The following is an 18,345-nucleotide window of genomic DNA, read 5'->3' on the forward strand; positions in this document are numbered from 1 at the left end:
CAAGTACCCGGCGCGCATGACGACGACGACGGTTCGCGGCGAGCCGCCCCGCCCGGCAGGCTCAGCGCGTGCTGAGACGAGCGGTCCGTCAGCGGGGCGGCACCGCCGGCGTCCAACGAATTACGGGTTGCCGGCCCGGTGGAGCACCAGCAAGTGCCCGGCGCACATGACGACGACGAAGGTTCGCGGCGAGCCGCCCCGCCCGGCAGGCTCAGCGCGTGCTGAGACGAGCGGTCCGTCAGCGGGGCGGCAGCGGGTGCAAGGTGACGTCCGTGAGGCGGCCGTCGGTCACGGCCGCGGTCATGTAGGTGCAGTGGGGCTGGCGACGGCGGTCGGTCGGGGAGCCGGGGTTGAGCAGGCGCAGGCCGGTGGGGGCGGTGGTGTCCCACGGGATGTGGCTGTGCCCGAAGACCAGGACGTCGGTGTCCGGGAAGCGGGCTGCGCAGCGCGCCTCGCGGCCCTGAGCGGGCCCCGTCTCATGGATCACGGCGAAGCGCAGGCCGTCCAGGTCGGCGTACGCGGTCTCGGGCAGCCGGGTGCGCAACGGCGGTCCGTCGTTGTTGCCGTACACGGCGACGAGTCGGCGGCTGCGGCTCTCCAGCAGGTCGAGCGTGGCCTCGTCGACCCAGTCCCCGGCGTGGAACACGACGTCCGCGCGCGGGAGTTCGGCGAGCAGGGGCGCGGGGAGTTCCTTGGCGCGCTTGGGGAGGTGGGTGTCGGACATCAGCAGCAGACGCACGCCGTGAGCCTAGTGCTGCTCCGCGTCGGTTCGTGGCGGGGTGCCGCGTTGGCCAGGCGGTGTCGAGGCAGAGGCCGCCGACGCAGTCGAGGCATTCTTCGGGACTGCACATGACCCGCCATGCCGGCTGGGATACCAGGACTCGAACCTGGACTAACGGAACCAGAAACCGTCGGGCTGCCAATTACCCCATATCCCATTCGCCTCGAAGGCCGCCGGAGTGAAGGCCAGTCGGGGCATGCCGTACCACGCGCTCACCGTGCGGTACGACCGGCTGCCTAAGCTACGCCTTCTCTCCGTCAGGTGCGGTGATGACGTGCCTGGCGTGTCGGTCGGGCTTCCACATGGCCTGCGGGCAACGCGCAGGGGTCCGCGGTGGGCCGGCGGTCGGGTGGCGAGGCCTGCCGCGCCATGGACCGCTCGCCGGCCGCAGGTCCGATGGGGGGACTCTCCTCTGCCGAGCCGCTCCCCCGATTGCGGTCGCGGCGGCGCCACCTTAACGTCGACGTAACGGATATTTTCCGTAAAAGCCTACATACCTCTTATGTCGGCTTTCCCGTGCGTTGAATGGAGCTTTCATGTCGGTGATGACCGGTGCCCAGCCACTGCAGCAGTTCGGGCAGCAGCAGATGGGGGGCCCGCAGCCGCTCGCGCAGGTAGTCCACCAGGCGATGCAGCAGGCCTGTCAGCAGGCGAGCCAGCAGATCGCGCAGCGCATGCAGCAGACGCTGCAGCAGATCCAGCAGGTCCAGCAGCAGCTGCAGCAGCAGGGCCTGGGCCACCAGGCCCACCCGTACCTCGCCATCGCACTGCAGACAACGCTGCGTGAGGGTGTGCGGCACGCTGTGGAGCAGTCCGTGCAGCAGGTACTGCCGATCGCGATCCTGACGCTGGTGCAGCAGAGCCAGCAGGGTCAGCAGGGTCAGCAGCAGTTCGGTCAGCAGCCCTTCGGTCAGCAGGGTCAGCAGCAGTTCGGCCAGCAGCCCTTCGGCCAGCACGGTCAGCAGCCGTTCGGCCAGCAGCAGTTCGGCCAGCAGCCCTTCGGCCAGCAGGGCCAGCAGCCGTTCGGCCAGCAGCCTGGCTCCGGTTTCGGTCAGATGGGTCAGCCCTTCGGTATCGGCTGATCCAGCAGCGCGTGATGCGGTGTGCTCAGGAGTCGTTCTTGGGCGCACCGCATCGCCATGGCGGCGGGGGCCGTCCGTTATCGGAGCAGAAGCACAAAGAGGGGACGTAGGTGTGGTGAAGGTGGACGTGATGGTAAAGGACAGGCCCGGGAACAATTCCCGGAACAACCGCCAGAGCGAATCCGAGGCGGAAGGGGCAGGCGGGTTGGGCCCCGAGGACAGAGAAGTGACGCCACGCAAGAAGGGCGCACCGTCACCGATCGCGGTGCGGTCGCGCCGGCAGCGGTACCTGATCACACCGCTGCCACAACAGCTGCTCCCACCGGGGGTTGGCGAACTGAGCATGGACGCGGTGTGTGAAAGGCTCGAGAGCATGCCCGACGTCGACGTGATCCGCCGACTGCGGTCGTCCGAGAAGCTGCAGTCGGCCGGCATCGTGCCATCCTGCCCGGAGATCGCGGTCGTCGAGGCAGCCGAGACTCAGCTGCCGGCCCTGTGGACGCTGCATGTGCACATCGAACCCGACCTGCCGCTCACCGGCGCCGCACCCGCCACCCCGCCGACCGCGCAATTCCTGGCGCTGCGCGATCCGGGACTGGTCGTGCCGTCGGAGGAGCCGGTGGAGATCTCGCTGCGCGTCTGCGGCCCGGAGGGCGAACCACTGGCCGGTGCGGGCGTGTTCCTGATCGGCGCGACCTGGCCGAGCCAGGGCGTCACCGCCGCCGACGGCACCCTTGCCCTCACCCTGACCACAGACACCGAACAGTCCGTCCAGTCCCTGTACGTGCGCCCCCAAGGCGGATACACCGACCGCTGGATCCACCGCCCCGACCTGTCGGCGACCCGGGAGAACGTCGTCACCCTCACCCCCCTCGAGACGATGTACCCGGATCTGGCCGAACGTCAGAGTTACGGCTGGGGCCAGCAGGCCATGCGGCTGGACCGGCTGCCCCCCACGTTCCGTGGCTTCGGCGTCAAGGTGGCGGTCATCGGTACGGGCGTCAGCGTCGACCACCCCGATTTGAAGCAGCGGGTGCGCTCCGGTGTCGATATCGTGGGCCGCACGGCCGAGGGCTGGGCGCAGGATGGCGGTAGTGGTACGCACGCCGCCGGCATCATCGCGGGCGCGGACACGGGCGAGGGCATCGTGGGCATCGCCGTCGACGCCGAGCTCGACGCCTGCAAGGTGCTGCCTGACGGCCACTTCAGCGACCTGATCGCCGCCCTCGACCACTGCATCGAACGCGAGGTCGACATCGCCCACATCGCTGTCGCGACCCCGTATCCGTCGGCGCTGGTCTCCCGCAAACTCGCCGACACCACCGCGGCGGGTATCGCCTGCATCGCCCCGGCCGGCGACACCGGCGGGCCGATCGCTTTCCCCGCCTCGCTGCCCACCGTATTCGCTGTAGGCGCCCTCGGAGCCTTCGGCACCTTCCCGCCCGACACCTCCCACGCCACCCACACAGGGCAGCAGCTGACCCCCGAAGGACTGTTCGCTGCCCCGTTCAGCTGCCATGGTCCCGGCGTCGACGCGGCAGCCCCGGGTGTGGCGGTCCTGTCGTGCGCATCGGTGGGCGGATACGCGGCCATCGACGGCACCGTGACGGCCTCGGCCCACGTGGCGGGCCTGGCCGCCCTCGTTCTCGCCCACCACGAGGTTTTCCACGGCCAGTTGCTGCCCCGTGGCCCCGGTCGGGTGCAGCACCTGTTCGACATCGTCGCCGCCAGCTGCCGCCCGCTGGCCGCCCCCGGCACAGTTGAGGCGGCCCGCACCGGACGCGGGCTGCCCGATGCTCTCGTGGCCTTCGGCCTGGCCCCCGGCATGCAGCCCGTCCCGGCCCTGTCACCCTTCACCTCCTCGATGACGGGATAGGCCCTGCCCGCGGCAACCGCCGGGGAACGGCACGTGCCCTTTCGGGCACGTGCCGTTCGGCTTGCCCGCCGACCCCCGCCGGCAACGGTGCTCGACACCCTGTGCGCAGCCGCTCTCCTCATCCTGTGACCGGGGTCGTCGGGCCGGACGGTGCCCGTCCGGTGGCCGGCTCCGAGCACCAGGGCCGCCGACGGACTCCGTAGCCCAACTCGTCAGGGGGAAGCCCCAGTTGCCGTTTCGCTGCTCCGGCGCCGCCGAGCACCTGGATCTGCCGGGCGAGGACATACGGCCGACCGGGCCACGGCGGCGCGCTGCCGGGGGGCCGGATGCGGACAACCCCCGGCGCGGCGTTAGCATCTGCCCACGCGCAGCAGCTCTTCACGCACGCGGCGAGAAACCCAAGGGGGCCCGGAGACCGATGCCGGTCAAGGTCAGCGTCATCGTTCCCGTCTACAACCCGGGGATCTACATCGAGGACTGCGTTTCCTCGCTGCTGCGGCAGTCGCTGCCGCCCGACGAGTACGAAATGATCTTCGTCGACGACGGTTCCACCGACGCGACGCCCGCCCGGCTGGACGCGCTCGCCGCCGAGAACCCCCGGGTCAAGGTGATCCACCAGGAGCCCTCCGGGTGGTCCGGCAAGCCCCGCAACGTCGGCATCGCCGCCTCCGAGGGCGAGTACGTGATGTTCGTCGACAACGACGACTACCTCGGCGACGAGGCCCTGGAGCGGATGTACGACTACGGCGTGGCCAACGGTGCCGACGTCGTCATCGGCAAGATGGCCGGCAAGGGCCGTGGCGTGCCGGTGGAGCTGTTCCGCCGCAACCGTCCGCGCGCCAGTGTGGAGAACGCCCCGCTGATCGACAGCCTCACCCCGCACAAGATGTTCCGGCGGGCGTTCCTCGACGACATCGGGCTGCGTTTCCCCGAGGGGCGGCGGCGGCTGGAGGACCACGTCTTCGTCACCGAGGCGTTCCTGCGCGCCGACAACGTGTCGGTGCTCAGCGACTACGTCTGCTACTACCACGTCAAGCGCGAGGACGCGTCCAACGCGGGCTTCCAGCGCTTCGACCCGGCCGGCTACTTCAAGAACCTGCGCGAAGCACTCGACGTCGTCGAGCGGTACACCGAACCAGGTGCCGTGCGGGACCGGCTCCAACGGCGGTGGCTGCGGATCGAGATGGTCGAGCGGATGCGCGGCCGGCGTCTGCTGGACGCGCCCGAGGACTACCGCAAGGAACTCTTCGAGGAGATCCGCGAGGTCGTCGTGGAGCGTTTCGGCCCCGGTGTCGCGGCGGGGCTGCCGCTGACCCAGCGGACGATCGCCGGTCTGATCGCCGCCGACCGGTTCGACGACGTCGTGGCGTTCGCCGAGTGGGAGTCCTCCGTCGCCCTGAGCGCCGAGCCCGGAAGCATCCGGTGGGAGGACGGCACGCTGAAGATCGACCTGAGCGCCGAGTACCGGGTGGGCGGGCAGCCGATGACGTTCCCGGCCGGTCCGTCCGGTGCCGCGCCCGCCGGTCCGCCGAAGGACGTGGCGGAGGCGATCGGCCGGGTGGGTGCCGACACCGTGGACCAGTTCGGGAAGGCCACGGTGGATCTGCTGCTGCGTGAACGCGCCAGCTCCGCCCAGTACTTCCAGCCCGTCGAGGTCACTCGGGAGATCGTTCCCGTGGAGGGGGGCGAGCAGGTCCGGCTGGTGCTGCGGGCAACGGCCACCGTCGATCCCGCCACCGCGGCGGACGGCACCGCGCCGGACAGTGGACTGTGGGACGCCCGCGTGCGGGTGAGGCTGGGCGGCTGGACCAAGGAGGGCCGGCTGGGTCCGGTCCCCCGCAAGGGCCGGGCGGCGGCCTCGGCCGGTGTGGTGGCCGGCCGGGTGGTGCTGCCGTACTGGACCGACCGGGGCAACCTCGCCCTGGACCTCGACCGCGCGAGCAAGCGGCTGGGTCTGTCCGCGCTCGCCCCCGAGGACGTCACCGTCACCGGCGACCGGCTGCGCGCGCCCCTGCCGTTGTACGTGCCCGGCGACACCGAGGCGCTGCTGCGGCTCACCGGTCCCACCCCCACCGACGTACCCGCCACGCTCTCCCCGGACGGCTCCGGGGCACACCTGGAGGCCACGCTGGCCGTCGGTGACCTCAAGGGCCCGGCCCGGCAGCTCGCTCTGTGCCCGGCGCCCACGGCGGACGAGCGCCGCTTCCTCGCCCTGCCGGTCGCCGTGCGCACGGGTGCGGGCTCGGTGCAGGTGGTGCGTCCGGCGGGCCCCGGCGCCGTACGGCAGCTGGCGCGCACGGTGCGGCGGATCCTGGGCCGGATCCGCGCGAAGGCGGCCGCCGTGATCAAGGCACGGCGGACCTGACGGCAGGCGGGCCGCCGGCGGTGGTGACGGGCCCGCGGGCCGGCTCGCCCCTTGATCCTCTGAGCCACGACACCGGACACGGCCCCGTTGTCACGCCCGAGCACTCACCGTGCCCGCACGCGCGGAGGCGGAGCCGGTCCGGTCTGCTGTCGCCCTGACCGGACCTGCTCCGCCTCCTACGAGGGCCTGCGCGGCCCGGGCCTCAGCGGCCGACGGAGATCTGCTCCAGCGCCTTGCGCAGCGGCTCCCAGCCGCGGGAGCGTCCGACACCGAGGTTGCGCGCCTTCACCAGCGCGCGCCAGAACGGCGCCTGCACCAGGGTCTCCGGCGTCACCGCCTGCACCCGCTCCAGGATCGCCTCGGGCACCTTCTGCGGGTCGGGCACCTTGAACTCGGCCATGATCTCGTCGTACTTGTCGTGCAGCGTCGTGTTGTCCGGGTCGGCTCCGAAGACGACCAGCTGACCGGTGGGCTGCGTGTCGACCAGGACGGTGACCAGGTCCGGGCGGTAACGGTTGAGGACCTCCACGACCTTGTAGACGTCACCGGTCCAGGCACCGGTGTGCCGGTCGCGGGCCGCCTCGTCGATGTTGCGCGGCAGCATGTCGTCGAGGACGATCACGCTTCCCCAGTCCGAGTACTTCTCCACGTTCATGAAGTCGCGCAGCGCGTACTCGAACAGGTGCATGCCGTCGATGAAAGACAGGTCGAGGGTGGTGCGCCGCCAGTAGCCGATGGGGCTGCGGCCCCGCCGCAGGTTGCGCACCGGGTGCCGGCCGCCCTTGAGGTGCTGCAGCGGGTTCTCACGGGCGAAGAAGTCGTCACTGGTGGCCTTCACCAGATGGACGTCGCAGCGGATCTCGGTGACCACCTTGAAGGCCGGGTCGATGGCGATACTGGGAACACGGGACAACGTCAGGCTGCGGCCGTCGTTGACGCCGATCTCCAGGTAGTTGCGGTTGGCGCTGACCTTGTGCAGCTCCCGGAGGAACTCATGGCGTTTCACGCGGGCGACTCCTTGCGGATTCGGGGAAGGGCTTCGTGCAGGGCAGAACGCCCCTCACGCGGCGGCGGCAGGCCCAGGGACTGCCGGCGGCCGTGCGCGAGGGCGCGGTAGGCGGGTCGGAGGCGCGGGCCGGACGAAGGCCGCGCTGCCGACCGGGTGCACCCGGTCCGGGCCGGCCCCGAGGCGGAGGAACACCTCGCGGACCAGTCGTACCAAGTGGTCTCTCCGGAGCTGGTGGCGTGCGGAACACCACTCGCGTCCCGGCCGATCCGGGGGCCGAGGCCGGCGATGCGCTCGGCGGCGTCGGCGCTCCAGATCGGCTGCCCGCGCTGGTCGTCGACGACGTCCACGGTGTCGCGGCGGGCTTCGAGCTCGGTCGTCGTACGGACGAAGCTGCGGCCGTGGACGCCGTACAGCCACGCGGTGCGCGGGACCACGCTCGCGCCGGGGAGTTTCCGCGGCACGGCGTGCTCCCCGGCGAGTTCGGTGCGGCCGTAGGCCGTGCGGGGAACGGGCCGGTGGTCCTCCGGGTGGGCAGTGGCGCGGGCCTCGCCGGAGAGGACGTGGTCGGGCGAGAGGTGCACCACGCGTGCGCCCAGGCCGGCGGTGGCGCGGGTCGGCAGGCGCGGGCCGATGAACCCGGCGGTGCCGGTGACGAGGAGGTTCATGAAGCGATCTGCACCTTGCCGTGGTCTCCGAGGACGAGACGGTGGGCCCGGGGCGCGCTGGGTGCCGGGGTCGCCTCGGCATGGAGGCCGGCCGTGGAGCGGACGCCGGCACGGGAGTCGATGAGGTGCTGGGGGGCTTGGGTGGTCTCCAGCTCGCCGAGGTGGTCCTGGGCGATCAGTACCGCGTGGGCCAGGCCCGGCGGCTGTTCCTGGGGGATGCAGGTGATGTCCGGGCCGAAGGCCGATCCGTCCCCGACGGCTTCCTGGATCTCCGCGGCGGTGTCACCGACGATCATGCCCACGTCGGTGATACCGGCCGCGACGAGCGATTCGAGGGCGTGCAAGAGGACAGCCCTGGTCGCCACTGGTCCCAGTTGTTCGGCCGAGGTGTGGGTGATCGGCCTCAGCCGTGTCCCGGCGCCCCCGGACAGCACGAGTGCCTTCATCTGCTTCACCATAGTCCGTCGCCCCACGTCCAGGGAACGGATCATGGCGAACCGGCGGCCTGTTGGTTTACGCGCGGCGGCGGGAGGGGCGGCCCGATGGTTCACACGCGGCGGCGGAACGGGCGGCCGGTTGGGTTCCGCGCGGCGGCGGTCAGTCCTCGCCGCGGAAGATGTTCTCCTCTGTCCCGCCCTGTGCCGTGCGCGGTGTGTTCTTCTCCTCGACCGCCGGCAGGCAGGTTCGCAGAGCGCGGGCGCCGCGCAGGCGGCGGGTCTTCGACCAGCCCGTCTCGGGGCGTCGGACAACAGGGTTCTCACTGGTCTGCGCGGTCACGGCCGTTCATCTTCCTTCTGCGTCCCGTCCTGCCGCGGCCCGCTCCGGGCCGGGCGGCTCCGTCCTTTCGTGCTGCCCCTCCGGGTCCCCGGAGCCGGTCCGGGCAAACAAGGTGATCCGGGCCCGCCCCTGGGCGTGGCGTGGTCCCCCGCCCGGACGGCGGCGGTAGCGTCGCCGCGGTCCGGGAGCAGGTCGCCGCGGTCCGGGAGCAGGACGAAGGCGCACCTGAGCGGGACGACAGGGCATCAGGACGAGGCGGCGGCTGAGGAGGACGATGACGGATCTGTCGGAGGGCGATGTCACCGCCCGGCGGCACACCGCCCCCGAGCGCTCGCTCGGCAGGGCGCTGCTGCGCTGGACCTCGACGACCGACCACAAGGTGATCGGCCGGTTGTACATGGTGACGGCGTTCGGGTTCTTCCTGCTGGGCGGTCTGCTGGCGCTGGCCATACGGGCCGAACTCGCCCGCCCAGGGCTGCAGTTCGTGAACGAGCACACCTACAACCAGCTCTTCACGATCCACGGCAGCATCATGATGCTGCTGTTCGCGACGCCGATGTTCGCCGGTTTCGCGAACGCGGTGATGCCACTGCAGATCGGCGCTCCGGACGTGGCCTTCCCCCGGCTGAACGCGCTGTCGTACTGGATGTACCTGTTCGGGGGGCTGATGGTCGTGTCGGGGTTCGTGGTGCCGGGCGGTGCGGCGGCGTTCGGCTGGTTCGCCTACGCCCCGCTCAACAGCGCCTACCACTCCCCCGGCGCGGGCGGCGACCTGTGGGTGATGGGTCTGGTGGTGACGGGCGTGTCGACGACTCTGGGGGCGGTCAACTTCATCGCCACCGTCATGTGTCTGCGCGCCCCCGGGATGACGATGTTCCGGATGCCGATTTTCACCTGGAACGTACTGTTCACCTCCATCCTGGTGCTCCCCGCGTTCCCTGTGCTGACGGCCGCGCTGCTGGCACTGGAGGCGGACCGGAAGTTCGGCGCGCACGTCTTCGACGCGACGAACGGCGGGGCACTGCTGTGGCAGCACCTGTTCTGGTTCTTCGGACATCCCGAGGTGTACATCGTGGCTCTGCCGTTCTTCGGGATCGTCACGGAGATCCTGCCGGTGTTCTCCCGCAAGCCGCTGTTCGGCTATCTGCCGCTGATCGGTGCCACGATCGCGATCACCATGCTGTCCGCTGTGGTGTGGGCGCACCACATGTTCGCCACCGGGGCGGTGCTGCTGCCGTTCTTCTCGGTGATGTCGTTCCTGATCGCCGTGCCCACCGGCATCAAGTTCTTCGCGTGGATCGGCACCATCCGGGGCGGTTCCCTGTCCTTCGAGACACCGATGCTGTGGGCGCTGGGCTTTCTGCTGTCGTTCCTGCCGGGCGGGTTGAGCGGGGTGCTGATCGCCTCGCCGCCGCTCGACTTCCACCTCACCGACTCGTACTTCATCGTGGCTCATCTGCATTACGTGCTCTTCGGCACCGTCGTGTTCGCGATGTTCGCCGGGTTCTACTTCTGGTGGCCCAAGTTCACCGGCAGGATGCTCGACGAACGGCTGGGGAAGCTGCACTTCTGGCTGCTGTTCCCGGCGTTCCACCTGACCTTCCTGGTGCAGCACTGGCTGGGCGAGGAGGGCATGCCCCGGCGCTACGCCGACTACCTGCCCGCCGACGGCTTCACCCTGCTCAACTCGCTGTCGTCGGCGGGGGCGTTCCTGGTCGGCGTGTCCACGCTGCCGTTCCTCTACAACGTGTGGCGCACCGCCCGGTACGCGCCTCTCGTCACCGTCGACGACCCCTGGGGGTACGGGCGCGGCCTGGAGTGGGCGACCGGGTGCCCGCCCCCGCGGCACAACTTCACGGCGCTGCCCCGGGTGCGGTCCGAGGCGCCGGCGTTCGATCTGCACCATCCGGGGATCGTCCGGCGGGCCGCGCGGGAGGGGCTGCGATGAGGACCGAGTCGTTGCTGTTCGGCGGGGTCGCGCTGTTCTTCGCGGGGGTGGCCGCCCTGTACGGCTGGTGGTCCGGGGAGCCGGCCGGTACGGCTGCCCTCCTGGTCGCCTTCCTGATGGCCGCCGTCATCTCCTTCTTCGGCGCGGTGCAGTACCGGCGCAAGGGACGGCGCCCGCAGGACCGCGGCGACGCCGAAGTGGCCGACGGGGCGGGCCCGTTGGAGTTCTTCCCGCCGGACAGCCGGTGGCCCGTGGTGACCGCGCTGGGATTCGCGGTCACCGCCCTCGGAGTGGTCTACGGGCTGTGGCTGTTCCTCATCGGCGGCGCGGTGCTGGCTCGGGGTGTTCTGGGGCTGGTGTTCCAGTACGCGGGCCGAGGGGAGTGAGCGGGGCTCCGGGGCGATGGGTCCGCAGCGGGCGGTGCTCGCCCTCGTAGCCTCCCTCCACGGTCTGGCGCACCTCGCCGGTCTCCACTCCGTCCACGAGGTGTTCGCGCTCGGCGGCCATCAGGGCGTGGCACAGCCGCCGGGTGAGCAGGAACGCGAGGACCGGGCCCACGACCAGGGCCGTGCGCAGCACCCAGGTCAGGGTGTTCACCGAGATGCGGAAGGTCTGCGCGAGGACGTCGTTGCCGCCGGCCAGCAGCAGGACGCCGTAGAAGGTGATCCCGGCGACCCCGAGGGCGGTACGGACGGGACGCTCCCTCGGGCGGTCGCACAGGTGCTGCTCCTGCCGGCCCTCGCCGGTCAGGCGCTGCTCGACGAACGGGTGGAGGTACAGCACGAGGAACAGCAGCCCCGGCAGGACGACCGCCGGAAGCAGCACGTTCCACATCAGGGTGTGACCGGCGAGGGTGGTCTCCCACGGCGGTACGAGCCGCAGCGCGCCCTCGAGGAAACCGACGTACCAGTCGGGCTGGGAGCCGGTCGAGGCCAGGTCGGGGCGGTAGGGGCCGTACACCCACACGGGGTTGATCTGGGCCAGGCCGCCGAGCAGGGCGAGCACACCGAAGACGATCAGGAAGAGGCCGGTCGAGGACGCGGTGAACTGCGGGAAGAGGGGCTTGCCGACGGCGTTGCGCCGGGTGCGGCCCGGGCCGCCCCACTGGGTGTGCTTGAGGTGGAACACCAGGATCAGGTGCACGGTCACCAGGCCGATCAGCGCTCCGGGCAGCAGCAGGATGTGCAGCGGGTAGAGCCGGGAGATGATCTCTTGGCCGGGGAACTGGGCGCCGAAGACGAACAGGCTGACGTAGGTGCCGACGAGCGGGATCGACAGCATGATACCCTGCGCGATGCGCAGTCCCGTGCCGGACAGGAGGTCGTCGGGGAGCGAGTAGCCCGCGAAGCCCTCGGCGAGCGCCAGCATGAAGAGCGTGAGCCCGATGACCCAGTTGAGCTCCCGGGGCCGGCGGAAGGCGCCGGTGAAGAAGATCCGCAGCAGGTGCAGTCCGATCGCGGCCACGAAGACGAGCGCGGCCCAGTGGTGCACCTGCCGCATCAGGAGCCCGCCGCGGATGTCGAAGCTGATGCGGAGGGTTGAGTCGAAGGCGGCGGACATGCGCACGCCCCGCAGCGGCACGTACCGGCCCTGGTAGACAACCTCGCGCATCTCCGGCGCGAAGAAGAAGGTCAGCCAGGTGCCGGTCAGGACGAGGACGAGCAGGCTGTAAAGGGCCAGTTCACCCAGGAGGAACGACCAGTGGTCGGGGAACGCCTTGCGCATCAGTCGGCCGCCGCCGTCGAGGACGGGCAGGCGGCCGTCCGCCGCGTCCGCGAACCGTTCCCCCGGACCTGACCGCTCACGCTCCATCCCCGACCGCCTCCCGTCTCGAACACCGCGGTGTGTGCCTCCCCCGCGGGAGACGGTGCCGGGTACGGGGCGGCCGGGAAGTACCCGAACGGGTGCTCAGCCGGCGAGCCGGATCGGCCCGGCCCGCCTCGCTCAGATATTGGGCTTGGCCGCGCTGATGTCGCCCAGGGCGGAGTCCGGGTCGCGTTCCATGGCCAGGTCGGCCAGGGCGAGGATGCCGACGGGGTGGCCGTTCTCCACGACCGGGACACGGCGTACGGCGTGTTCGCGCATGAGCTCGATCGCGCGGTCCACCTCGTCCTCGGGGGTGACGGTGACCAGGTCGTCGCTGCACGCGCCGGCGACGGTGGTCTGCTCGGGGTCGCCGCCCTCGGCGAGGGCGCGCACCACGAGGTCGCGGTCGGTGACCAGGCCGCGCAGGTTGTCGCCGTCCGCGACCAGGACGGCACCGAGATCCTGGTCGCGCATGATGCGGGCGACGGCGGTCACGGACGTCTGCGGTTCGACGCTGACCGGGGCGCTGGTCATGATTTCGCTGACGTGCTGGGTCATGACGGGCCTCTCTTCTCGGAGTTCTTCGGGAGTTCCCGGAGTTCTTCGGGAGTTCCCGGAGTTCTTCGGGAGTTCCCGGAGTTCTCGGGGTTCTCGGGGGTTCTCGGGGGTTCTCGGGGGTTCTCCGGTTGTCTGTAGATTCGGGAGTTCTCAGGATCTCCCGGTGGCTCGGGCGTTCTCGGGATCTCCGGGGATTTTCGGGTGTTCTCGGGACCTCGGAGTTCCGGGCTCCGGGTACCCATCTGGACGGGTGGTCGTCACGTTTCCAGCGTGATCTCGCTCCACACCTGTTTGCCGCCGCTGACGGGCACGGTCCCCCACGCCGCCGACATCGCCTCGACGAGGAGGATGCCGCGGCCGCCGGTGGCCTCCCAGCCGATACTGGTCGGTTTGACCGGCGTGCGCGGGGAGGAGTCGGCGACGGCGACCCGCAGCCGGTGGTTGATGCGGGTGAGGTCGAGACGGACCCGGCCGTCGGTGTGCACCAGGGCGTTGGTGACGAGTTCGGAGACGACGAGGAGGACCGTGTCCAGGGAGTCGGGCGGGACGCCCCAGGCCCGCAGGGTGCGGCGGGTGAAGCGGCGGGCCTGGCTGACGGCCTGCGGAAGGCGCCACACCGTCCAGCTGTCGCGCTGCGGACGCAGGACCATGCCGTCGTAGCGCAGCAGGAGCAGGGCGACGTCGTCGCTGCGGGCTGCGTTGCCGAGGAGGGCGTCGGCGACGAGGTCGAGGTGGGCGGGGTCGCAGACGCCGAGTGCGTGGGCGAAGCCGTCCATGCCCTCGTCGATGTCGGCCTCGATGGTTTCGACCAGGCCGTCCGTGGTCAGGGCGATGACCGTGCCGGGCCGCAGCCTCAGCGGGCTCATCGGGAAGTCGGACTGCGTCACCACGCCGAGCGGCGGTCCGCCGTCCGCCTCGGCGATCTCCGTGCTGCCGTCCGCGTGCCGCAGCACCGGCGGCAGGTGTCCGGCGCGCACGCACCAGGCGGAGCCCTCCTCCAGATCGACGTCGACATAGGCGCAGGTGGCGAAGAGGTCGGTCTCCAGGTCCGTCAGGAGGCGGTTGGCGCGCGAGACCACCACGTCCGGCGGGTGCCCCTCGACGGCGTAGGCGCGCAGCGCGGTGCGCATCTGACCCATGAGGGTGGCGGCCGCCGCGCTGTGGCCCTGCACGTCACCGATGACGAGGGCGACGTGGTGGTCGGGCAGCGGGATCACGTCGTACCAGTCGCCGCCGAGCTCCAGACCGGCCGTGCTCGGCAGATAGCGGGCGACAGCGACCGCACCGGGCAGCTCGGGCAGGCGGCGGGGCAGCAGCTGGCGCTGGAGCATGCCGACGAGTTCGTGCTCGGCGTCGAAGGCGTGGGCCCGCATCAGGGCCTGCCCGGCGAGGCCGGCGGCGGCGGTGAGAAGGGAGCGTTCGTCGGGGCCGAAGTCGTGCGGGGTGTCCCAGCCGATCAGACAGGCGCCGGCCATACGGCCCGCGGCGGGCAGCGGCAGTACGGCGAGGCCGCCGCGGCCGACCTCGGCGAGGGCGGGTTCCAGGGCGGTGCCGGCGGGCCAGATCTGGGCGCGGCCCTCCCGCAGGGCGGCGGCGAGCGTGGGCATGGTGCGCACGGGCGTGTCGGGCCACTCGGAGCGCCACTCCAGGCGCCACAGCTCCGGCCATGCCTCCGGTTCGGGCGGATCGAGGACGGTGACGACGAGCCGGTCGTTCTCCAGTTCGGCGAGGGCGATCCGGTCCGCCCTGAGCGGACCGCGCAGCGCCGAGGCGACGGCCTGGCTGACGTCGCGGACCGTGCCGGCGACGGCCAGGGCGGCGGCCAGGCGCTGCACCCGGGTCACGTCGGTGACGCCGGAGCGCAACAGAGAGGCGTCGCGGACCGTGCCCACGAGCCGGGCCGGGTGCCCCTCGCCGCCCGGCAGACTGCGGCCGCGCAGTCGCAGCCATCTGGGTGGTCCGGAGGGCTGGAGCACCCGGAACTCCAGTTCGCGGTCGCCGATGGACATGTGGTCGGCCTCGACCACGGACATCAGTGAGGGCAGGTCCTCCGGCACGGTCAGTGCGAGCAGGGTCTCGACCTTGCCGTCGAACGCGTCGCGGCTGAGGCCGAACAGCGCCAGGATGTCGTCGCCGACCTCCACCCGGCCGCTGTCCATGGCCAGGCTGAAGGCATCGGGACCCAGGGCCTCGCCCTCGGCCGGCCGGGCGGGCAGCGGGCAGGCGACGGCACCGGCGATCAGTTCGAGACAGGCGCGCTCGTCGGGACCGAAACCGGCGGGCTCCTCGCTCACAGCGAGCAGACAGGCTCCGCCGTCGCCTTCGCCGTCGATGGTCTCGCTACGGCCGTCGCTGCCGCTGTCGCCCCTTCCGTCGCTACCGCTGTCGCTACCGCTGTCGCTGTCGCTGTCCCCGTCGCCAGGGGCGTCGCGGATGTCTGCGGCGGACGTGGGCAGGGCCGCCAGGAAGAACTCCCGGGACGGTGTCCGCCGTGACTCCGGGCACTCGGCGAGTTCCTCCGGGCTGAGCCACACCGGCCGCCCGGTGCGCATGGCGTCCGCCGCCGGACAGCGGCCGGAGCGGTCGTAGCTGTCGCGCAGGCCGTACAGCGTCCTGGGTACGCCCACCGACTCGACCAGGCACAGCCGGTCATCGCCCGCCCCCGGGGCATACACGGCGGCGAAGCTCGCACTGGCGAAGATGAGCGCGTGTTCGAGGATGCGGCGCAGTCGTTCGGGCGAGTCCCGATCGGCCGTGACGGTTTCGAGGGCAACTTCGGCACGCGCAGTTCTTGTTCTGCGTCCCGCAACGCCCTCACTGACCACACTGGCCATTACAGCGCGTATGGGGCACCCGCGCAGCCCCTGTGGCCGTTCCGTGGAGCCCGGCGGCCGGTGCGCGGGGCGGACGCGGAGTGCCGGTACGTCGCCGCGCGCGTCGCAGAGGGGCCGTCGGGCGTCCCTCGCCGTGCGCGACGGCCCGCCAGGGAGGAGATTTGATCCCGGAGACCCGTCACGCGGCCGTGCGAGGAGGTGGGCGACGTGTCCGACGTGCAGTCGTCCGCCCAGGCGCCCGTGACCGCCAGGACGCGCGTCGGCCGGCCCCTGCTGTCCTTGGCGCTGGCCGCGATGATGGACGAGATCCAGGCACACTCCGGTGCGGTCTACCTGCTGGCGCCCGACGGCGCGGTGCTGGAGATGGCCGTGATGGCGGGGCTGCCCCGGGCGTTCGCGGCGCCCTGGGAACGGGTGGGGCTGAACGCGCCGATCCCGGTGGCCGAGGCGGTGCGCGAGCGGCGGCTGGTGTGGGTCGGCGGCGAGCAGGAGATGGCGGCCCGCTTTCCGAGGATCGCGGTCGTGCTGCCGTACCCCTTCGCGCTGGCCGCGGTGCCGGTCGCCACCGAGTCCACGGTGTACGGCGCGGTTTTCATGACCTGGCCCGGCTCGCATCCGCCGGAGCTGTCCGACCGGGAGCGGGACCATCTGACCGCGGCCTGCGACCGGCTGGCGGTACGGCTGGAGCGTGCCGTCGAGGAGAGCGTCCCGCTGCACGCCGAGCCCGATCTGCTCGACGCGTCCGTGCTGGGCGGGGCGTCGGGCACGCTCGGCCCGGTGGAGGCGGCACGGATGGTGGCGCGGCTGCCGTACGGGCTGTGCTCACTCGATCTGGACGGGCGGATCACCTTCGCCAACACGGCCGCCGCCGAACTGATCGGCGTGCCGACCGCGGATCTGCTCGGCCGCCTGCTGTGGGCGGCGGTCCCGTGGCTCAACGACCCGGCGTACGAGGACCGTTACCGGGCCGCGCTGATCAGCCAGCACACCACGTCGTTCGTGGCGCTGCGGCCACCCGGAGAGTGGCTGTCGTTCCGTCTGTATCCGAGTACGAACGGGCTGAGCGTGCGGATCAGCCGGGCCCGGGCCGTGACGGAGATGGCCCGGTCCAGGCCACCACCCGGTGACACCTCGCCCCGGTTGGTCACGATCTCCCAGGTGCTGAGCCTGGCGGGCCCGCTCACGGAGGCCGCGGGTGTGCAGGACGTGGTGCAACTGGTCGCGGACGAGATCGCGCCGGCCGTGGGCTGCCAGGCCCTGGTGCTGCTCGGGTCCCGGGCGGGCCGGATGCACGTCCTGGGGCATCGCGGCTATCCGGACCCGCACATCGTGGAGCGGTTCGACGGGCTGCCGCTGACCGAGCGGACGCCGGGCACGCACGTCCTGGCCAGCGGGGTGCCCGGGTTCTTCGAGTCCCGGGAGCAGTTGGAGCGGCTGTATCCGGAGCGGCAGGCGACCCCCGGCGGGTTCGCGGCCTGGGCGTACCTTCCGCTGATCGCGTCGGGCCGCCCGGTGGGCACCTGTGTGCTGGCGTACGACGAACCACACGCCTTCCCCGCGGACGAGCGGGCGGTGCTGACGAGTCTGGGTGGGCTGATCGCCCAGGCTCTGGAACGGGCGATGCTCTACGACGCCAAGCACCGGCTGGCCCACGGTCTGCAGGCGGCCCTGCTGCCGCACTCGCTGCCGTCGCTGCCCGGCATCGAGGCGGCCGCGCGCTATCTGCCGGCCACGCAGGGCATGGAGATCGGCGGCGACTTCTACGACCTGGTGTCGGCTCGGGGGCTCGCGGCGGCCGTGATCGGGGACGTGCAGGGACACAACGTGACCGCGGCGGGGCTGATGGGTCAGATCCGTACCGCGGTACGCGCCTACACCACGGTCGGGCAGGCGCCCGGAGAGGTCATGCGCAGCACCAACCGGCTCCTGATCGACCTCGGCTCCGACCTGTTCGCCAGCTGTCTGTACCTGCGGCTGGACCCGGCGCGCGGGCAGGCCGTGATGGCCCGGGCAGGGCATCCGCCGCCGCTGCTGCGCCGGCCGGACGGCCGGGTGCGGGTGCTCGACCTGGCGGGCGGCCCGCTGCTGGGCATCGACGGGGCGGCGGCCTATCCGACGACGGAGGTGGATCTCGCGCCGGGTTCCGTGCTGGTCCTCTACACCGACGGGCTGATCGAGTCGCCCGGCGTCGACATCGAGGACGCCCTCGCCGGCCTCGGCCGTCACCTGACCGAGGCCGGCGACCGGCCCCTCGACGACCTGGCCGACGACTTGGTCCGCCATGGCGCGGCCACCCGGGAACGGGCCGACGATGTGGCGTTGCTGCTGCTCAGAGCGCGGCAGACGGGGTGACCGGGGCGGTCCGGACCTGAGCCGCTGCCGGCCCGGCGTCTCGCCGACCTGGCCGCCGGACCGCTACCGCGGCCGGCGCCCCGTGACGATGCCGCGCCGACTCGTCGACCGGCGTGCGTTCCGGCCTGGGGCCGGTGTGCCCAGCGGTGTCCGCGCCGCGAACAAATCGGTCCGACCCTCCCGCCGGAGGGCCGGACCGATCCACCGCCGGCCCGACCCGGTACGAGGCCGGGGTCGGGCCGGGGGGCTGTGCTGTCGAGAGCGGCTCAGTGGGGGCGAGTCGCTCTCGACA

13 protein-coding genes, 1 tRNA gene and 1 pseudogene are annotated in these 18,345 nt (G+C 71.7%); 5 read left to right on the top strand and 10 right to left on the bottom strand.

What is annotated here, in order from left to right; translation table 11 throughout:
* Positions 1-238 precede the first annotated feature (238 nt).
* From ACIBK3_RS17850 to ACIBK3_RS17860, 3 genes are all read right to left on the bottom strand, one after another.
* Positions 239-739, bottom strand: coding sequence for a metallophosphoesterase family protein (locus ACIBK3_RS17850; RefSeq protein ID WP_399366556.1), 501 nt, complete (start codon positions 737-739; stop codon positions 239-241).
* 127 nt (positions 740-866) lie between these two features.
* Positions 867-938: transfer RNA gene (locus ACIBK3_RS17855), tRNA-Gln, on the bottom strand.
* 343 nt (positions 939-1,281) lie between these two features.
* Positions 1,282-1,911, bottom strand: a complete 630-nt coding sequence (locus tag ACIBK3_RS17860; RefSeq protein ID WP_399366558.1) for a hypothetical protein — start codon at positions 1,909-1,911, stop codon at positions 1,282-1,284.
* Between the two features lie 325 nt (positions 1,912-2,236).
* Between ACIBK3_RS17860 and ACIBK3_RS17865 the strand changes: the two genes are divergently transcribed.
* Positions 2,237-3,739, top strand: a complete 1,503-nt coding sequence (locus tag ACIBK3_RS17865; protein ID WP_399366559.1) for a S8 family serine peptidase — start codon at positions 2,237-2,239, stop codon at positions 3,737-3,739.
* 418 nt (positions 3,740-4,157) lie between these two features.
* Complete coding sequence (locus tag ACIBK3_RS17870; protein ID WP_399366561.1) at positions 4,158-6,104, top strand: glycosyltransferase family 2 protein; 1,947 nt, start codon at positions 4,158-4,160, stop codon at positions 6,102-6,104.
* Between the two features lie 202 nt (positions 6,105-6,306).
* Here the strand turns inward: ACIBK3_RS17870 and ACIBK3_RS17875 are convergent, their stop codons facing one another.
* The 4 genes and pseudogenes from ACIBK3_RS17875 to ACIBK3_RS17890 all read right to left on the bottom strand — a co-directional run bounded on the left by ACIBK3_RS17875 (position 6,307) and on the right by ACIBK3_RS17890 (position 8,555).
* Positions 6,307-7,110 carry a class I SAM-dependent methyltransferase gene (locus tag ACIBK3_RS17875; protein WP_399366562.1) on the bottom strand — a complete coding sequence of 268 codons (804 nt, stop codon included), beginning with the start codon at positions 7,108-7,110 and terminating at the stop codon, positions 6,307-6,309.
* Positions 7,107-7,778: an SDR family oxidoreductase gene (locus ACIBK3_RS17880; RefSeq protein ID WP_399366564.1), complete on the bottom strand. Its 672-nt coding sequence runs from the start codon at positions 7,776-7,778 to the stop codon at positions 7,107-7,109. Before ACIBK3_RS17880 ends, ACIBK3_RS17875 begins: the two co-directional genes overlap by 4 nt.
* Positions 7,779-7,930: 152 nt before the next feature.
* Positions 7,931-8,224, bottom strand: a pseudogene (locus tag ACIBK3_RS17885) (sugar phosphate nucleotidyltransferase); the annotation flags it as partial.
* Between the two features lie 151 nt (positions 8,225-8,375).
* Entirely contained in the window at positions 8,376-8,555 is a 180-nt protein-coding gene (locus ACIBK3_RS17890) for a hypothetical protein (RefSeq protein ID WP_399366566.1), read from the bottom strand.
* A 274-nt stretch (positions 8,556-8,829) separates the two neighbouring features.
* On the opposite strand from ACIBK3_RS17890, the gene ctaD reads away from it, so the two are divergent.
* Positions 8,830-10,503, top strand: coding sequence for a cytochrome c oxidase subunit I (gene ctaD, locus ACIBK3_RS17895; protein WP_399366568.1), 1,674 nt, complete (start codon positions 8,830-8,832; stop codon positions 10,501-10,503).
* Positions 10,500-10,889, top strand: a complete 390-nt coding sequence (locus ACIBK3_RS17900) for a cytochrome c oxidase subunit 4 (RefSeq protein ID WP_399366570.1) — start codon at positions 10,500-10,502, stop codon at positions 10,887-10,889. The genes ctaD and ACIBK3_RS17900 overlap by 4 nt, the downstream gene beginning before the upstream one ends.
* Here ACIBK3_RS17900 and ACIBK3_RS17905 read toward each other — a convergent pair.
* The 3 genes from ACIBK3_RS17905 to ACIBK3_RS17915 all read right to left on the bottom strand — a co-directional run bounded on the left by ACIBK3_RS17905 (position 10,819) and on the right by ACIBK3_RS17915 (position 15,701).
* Positions 10,819-12,315, bottom strand: coding sequence for a cytochrome bc complex cytochrome b subunit (locus ACIBK3_RS17905; protein WP_399366572.1), 1,497 nt, complete (start codon positions 12,313-12,315; stop codon positions 10,819-10,821). The two genes, ACIBK3_RS17900 and ACIBK3_RS17905, sit on opposite strands and share 71 nt — an antisense overlap.
* 132 nt (positions 12,316-12,447) lie before the next feature.
* On the bottom strand, positions 12,448-12,867 hold the full coding sequence (locus ACIBK3_RS17910; protein WP_399366574.1) for a CBS domain-containing protein: 420 nt from the start codon (positions 12,865-12,867) through the stop codon (positions 12,448-12,450).
* Between the two features lie 257 nt (positions 12,868-13,124).
* Positions 13,125-15,701, bottom strand: a complete 2,577-nt coding sequence (locus ACIBK3_RS17915; protein ID WP_399366576.1) for a SpoIIE family protein phosphatase — start codon at positions 15,699-15,701, stop codon at positions 13,125-13,127.
* A gap of 198 nt (positions 15,702-15,899) precedes the next feature.
* On the opposite strand from ACIBK3_RS17915, the gene ACIBK3_RS17920 reads away from it, so the two are divergent.
* The gene (locus ACIBK3_RS17920; protein WP_399366578.1) at positions 15,900-18,053 is read left to right on the top strand and encodes a SpoIIE family protein phosphatase; all 2,154 of its coding nucleotides are present in this window, start codon (positions 15,900-15,902) and stop codon (positions 18,051-18,053) included.
* Positions 18,054-18,345: the final 292 nt, after the last annotated feature.

Source organism: Streptomyces sp. NPDC050287 (assembly GCF_044459385.1).
GTDB lineage: Bacteria > Actinomycetota > Actinomycetes > Streptomycetales > Streptomycetaceae > Streptomyces.

Excerpts from the sequence above, each read along its gene's own strand:
- ACIBK3_RS17865 (WP_399366559.1), top strand. The coding sequence starts at position 2,237 with ATGCCCGACGTCGACGTGATCCGCCGACTGCGGTCGTCCGAGAAGCTG.
- ACIBK3_RS17870 (WP_399366561.1), top strand. The coding sequence starts at position 4,158 with ATGCCGGTCAAGGTCAGCGTCATCGTTCCCGTCTACAACCCGGGGATC.
- ACIBK3_RS17880 (WP_399366564.1), bottom strand. The coding sequence starts at position 7,778 with ATGAACCTCCTCGTCACCGGCACCGCCGGGTTCATCGGCCCGCGCCTG.
- ctaD (WP_399366568.1), top strand. The coding sequence starts at position 8,830 with ATGACGGATCTGTCGGAGGGCGATGTCACCGCCCGGCGGCACACCGCC.
- ACIBK3_RS17900 (WP_399366570.1), top strand. The coding sequence starts at position 10,500 with ATGAGGACCGAGTCGTTGCTGTTCGGCGGGGTCGCGCTGTTCTTCGCG.
- ACIBK3_RS17905 (WP_399366572.1), bottom strand. The coding sequence starts at position 12,315 with ATGGAGCGTGAGCGGTCAGGTCCGGGGGAACGGTTCGCGGACGCGGCG.
- ACIBK3_RS17910 (WP_399366574.1), bottom strand. The coding sequence starts at position 12,867 with ATGACCCAGCACGTCAGCGAAATCATGACCAGCGCCCCGGTCAGCGTC.
- ACIBK3_RS17915 (WP_399366576.1), bottom strand. The coding sequence starts at position 15,701 with ATGGCCAGTGTGGTCAGTGAGGGCGTTGCGGGACGCAGAACAAGAACT.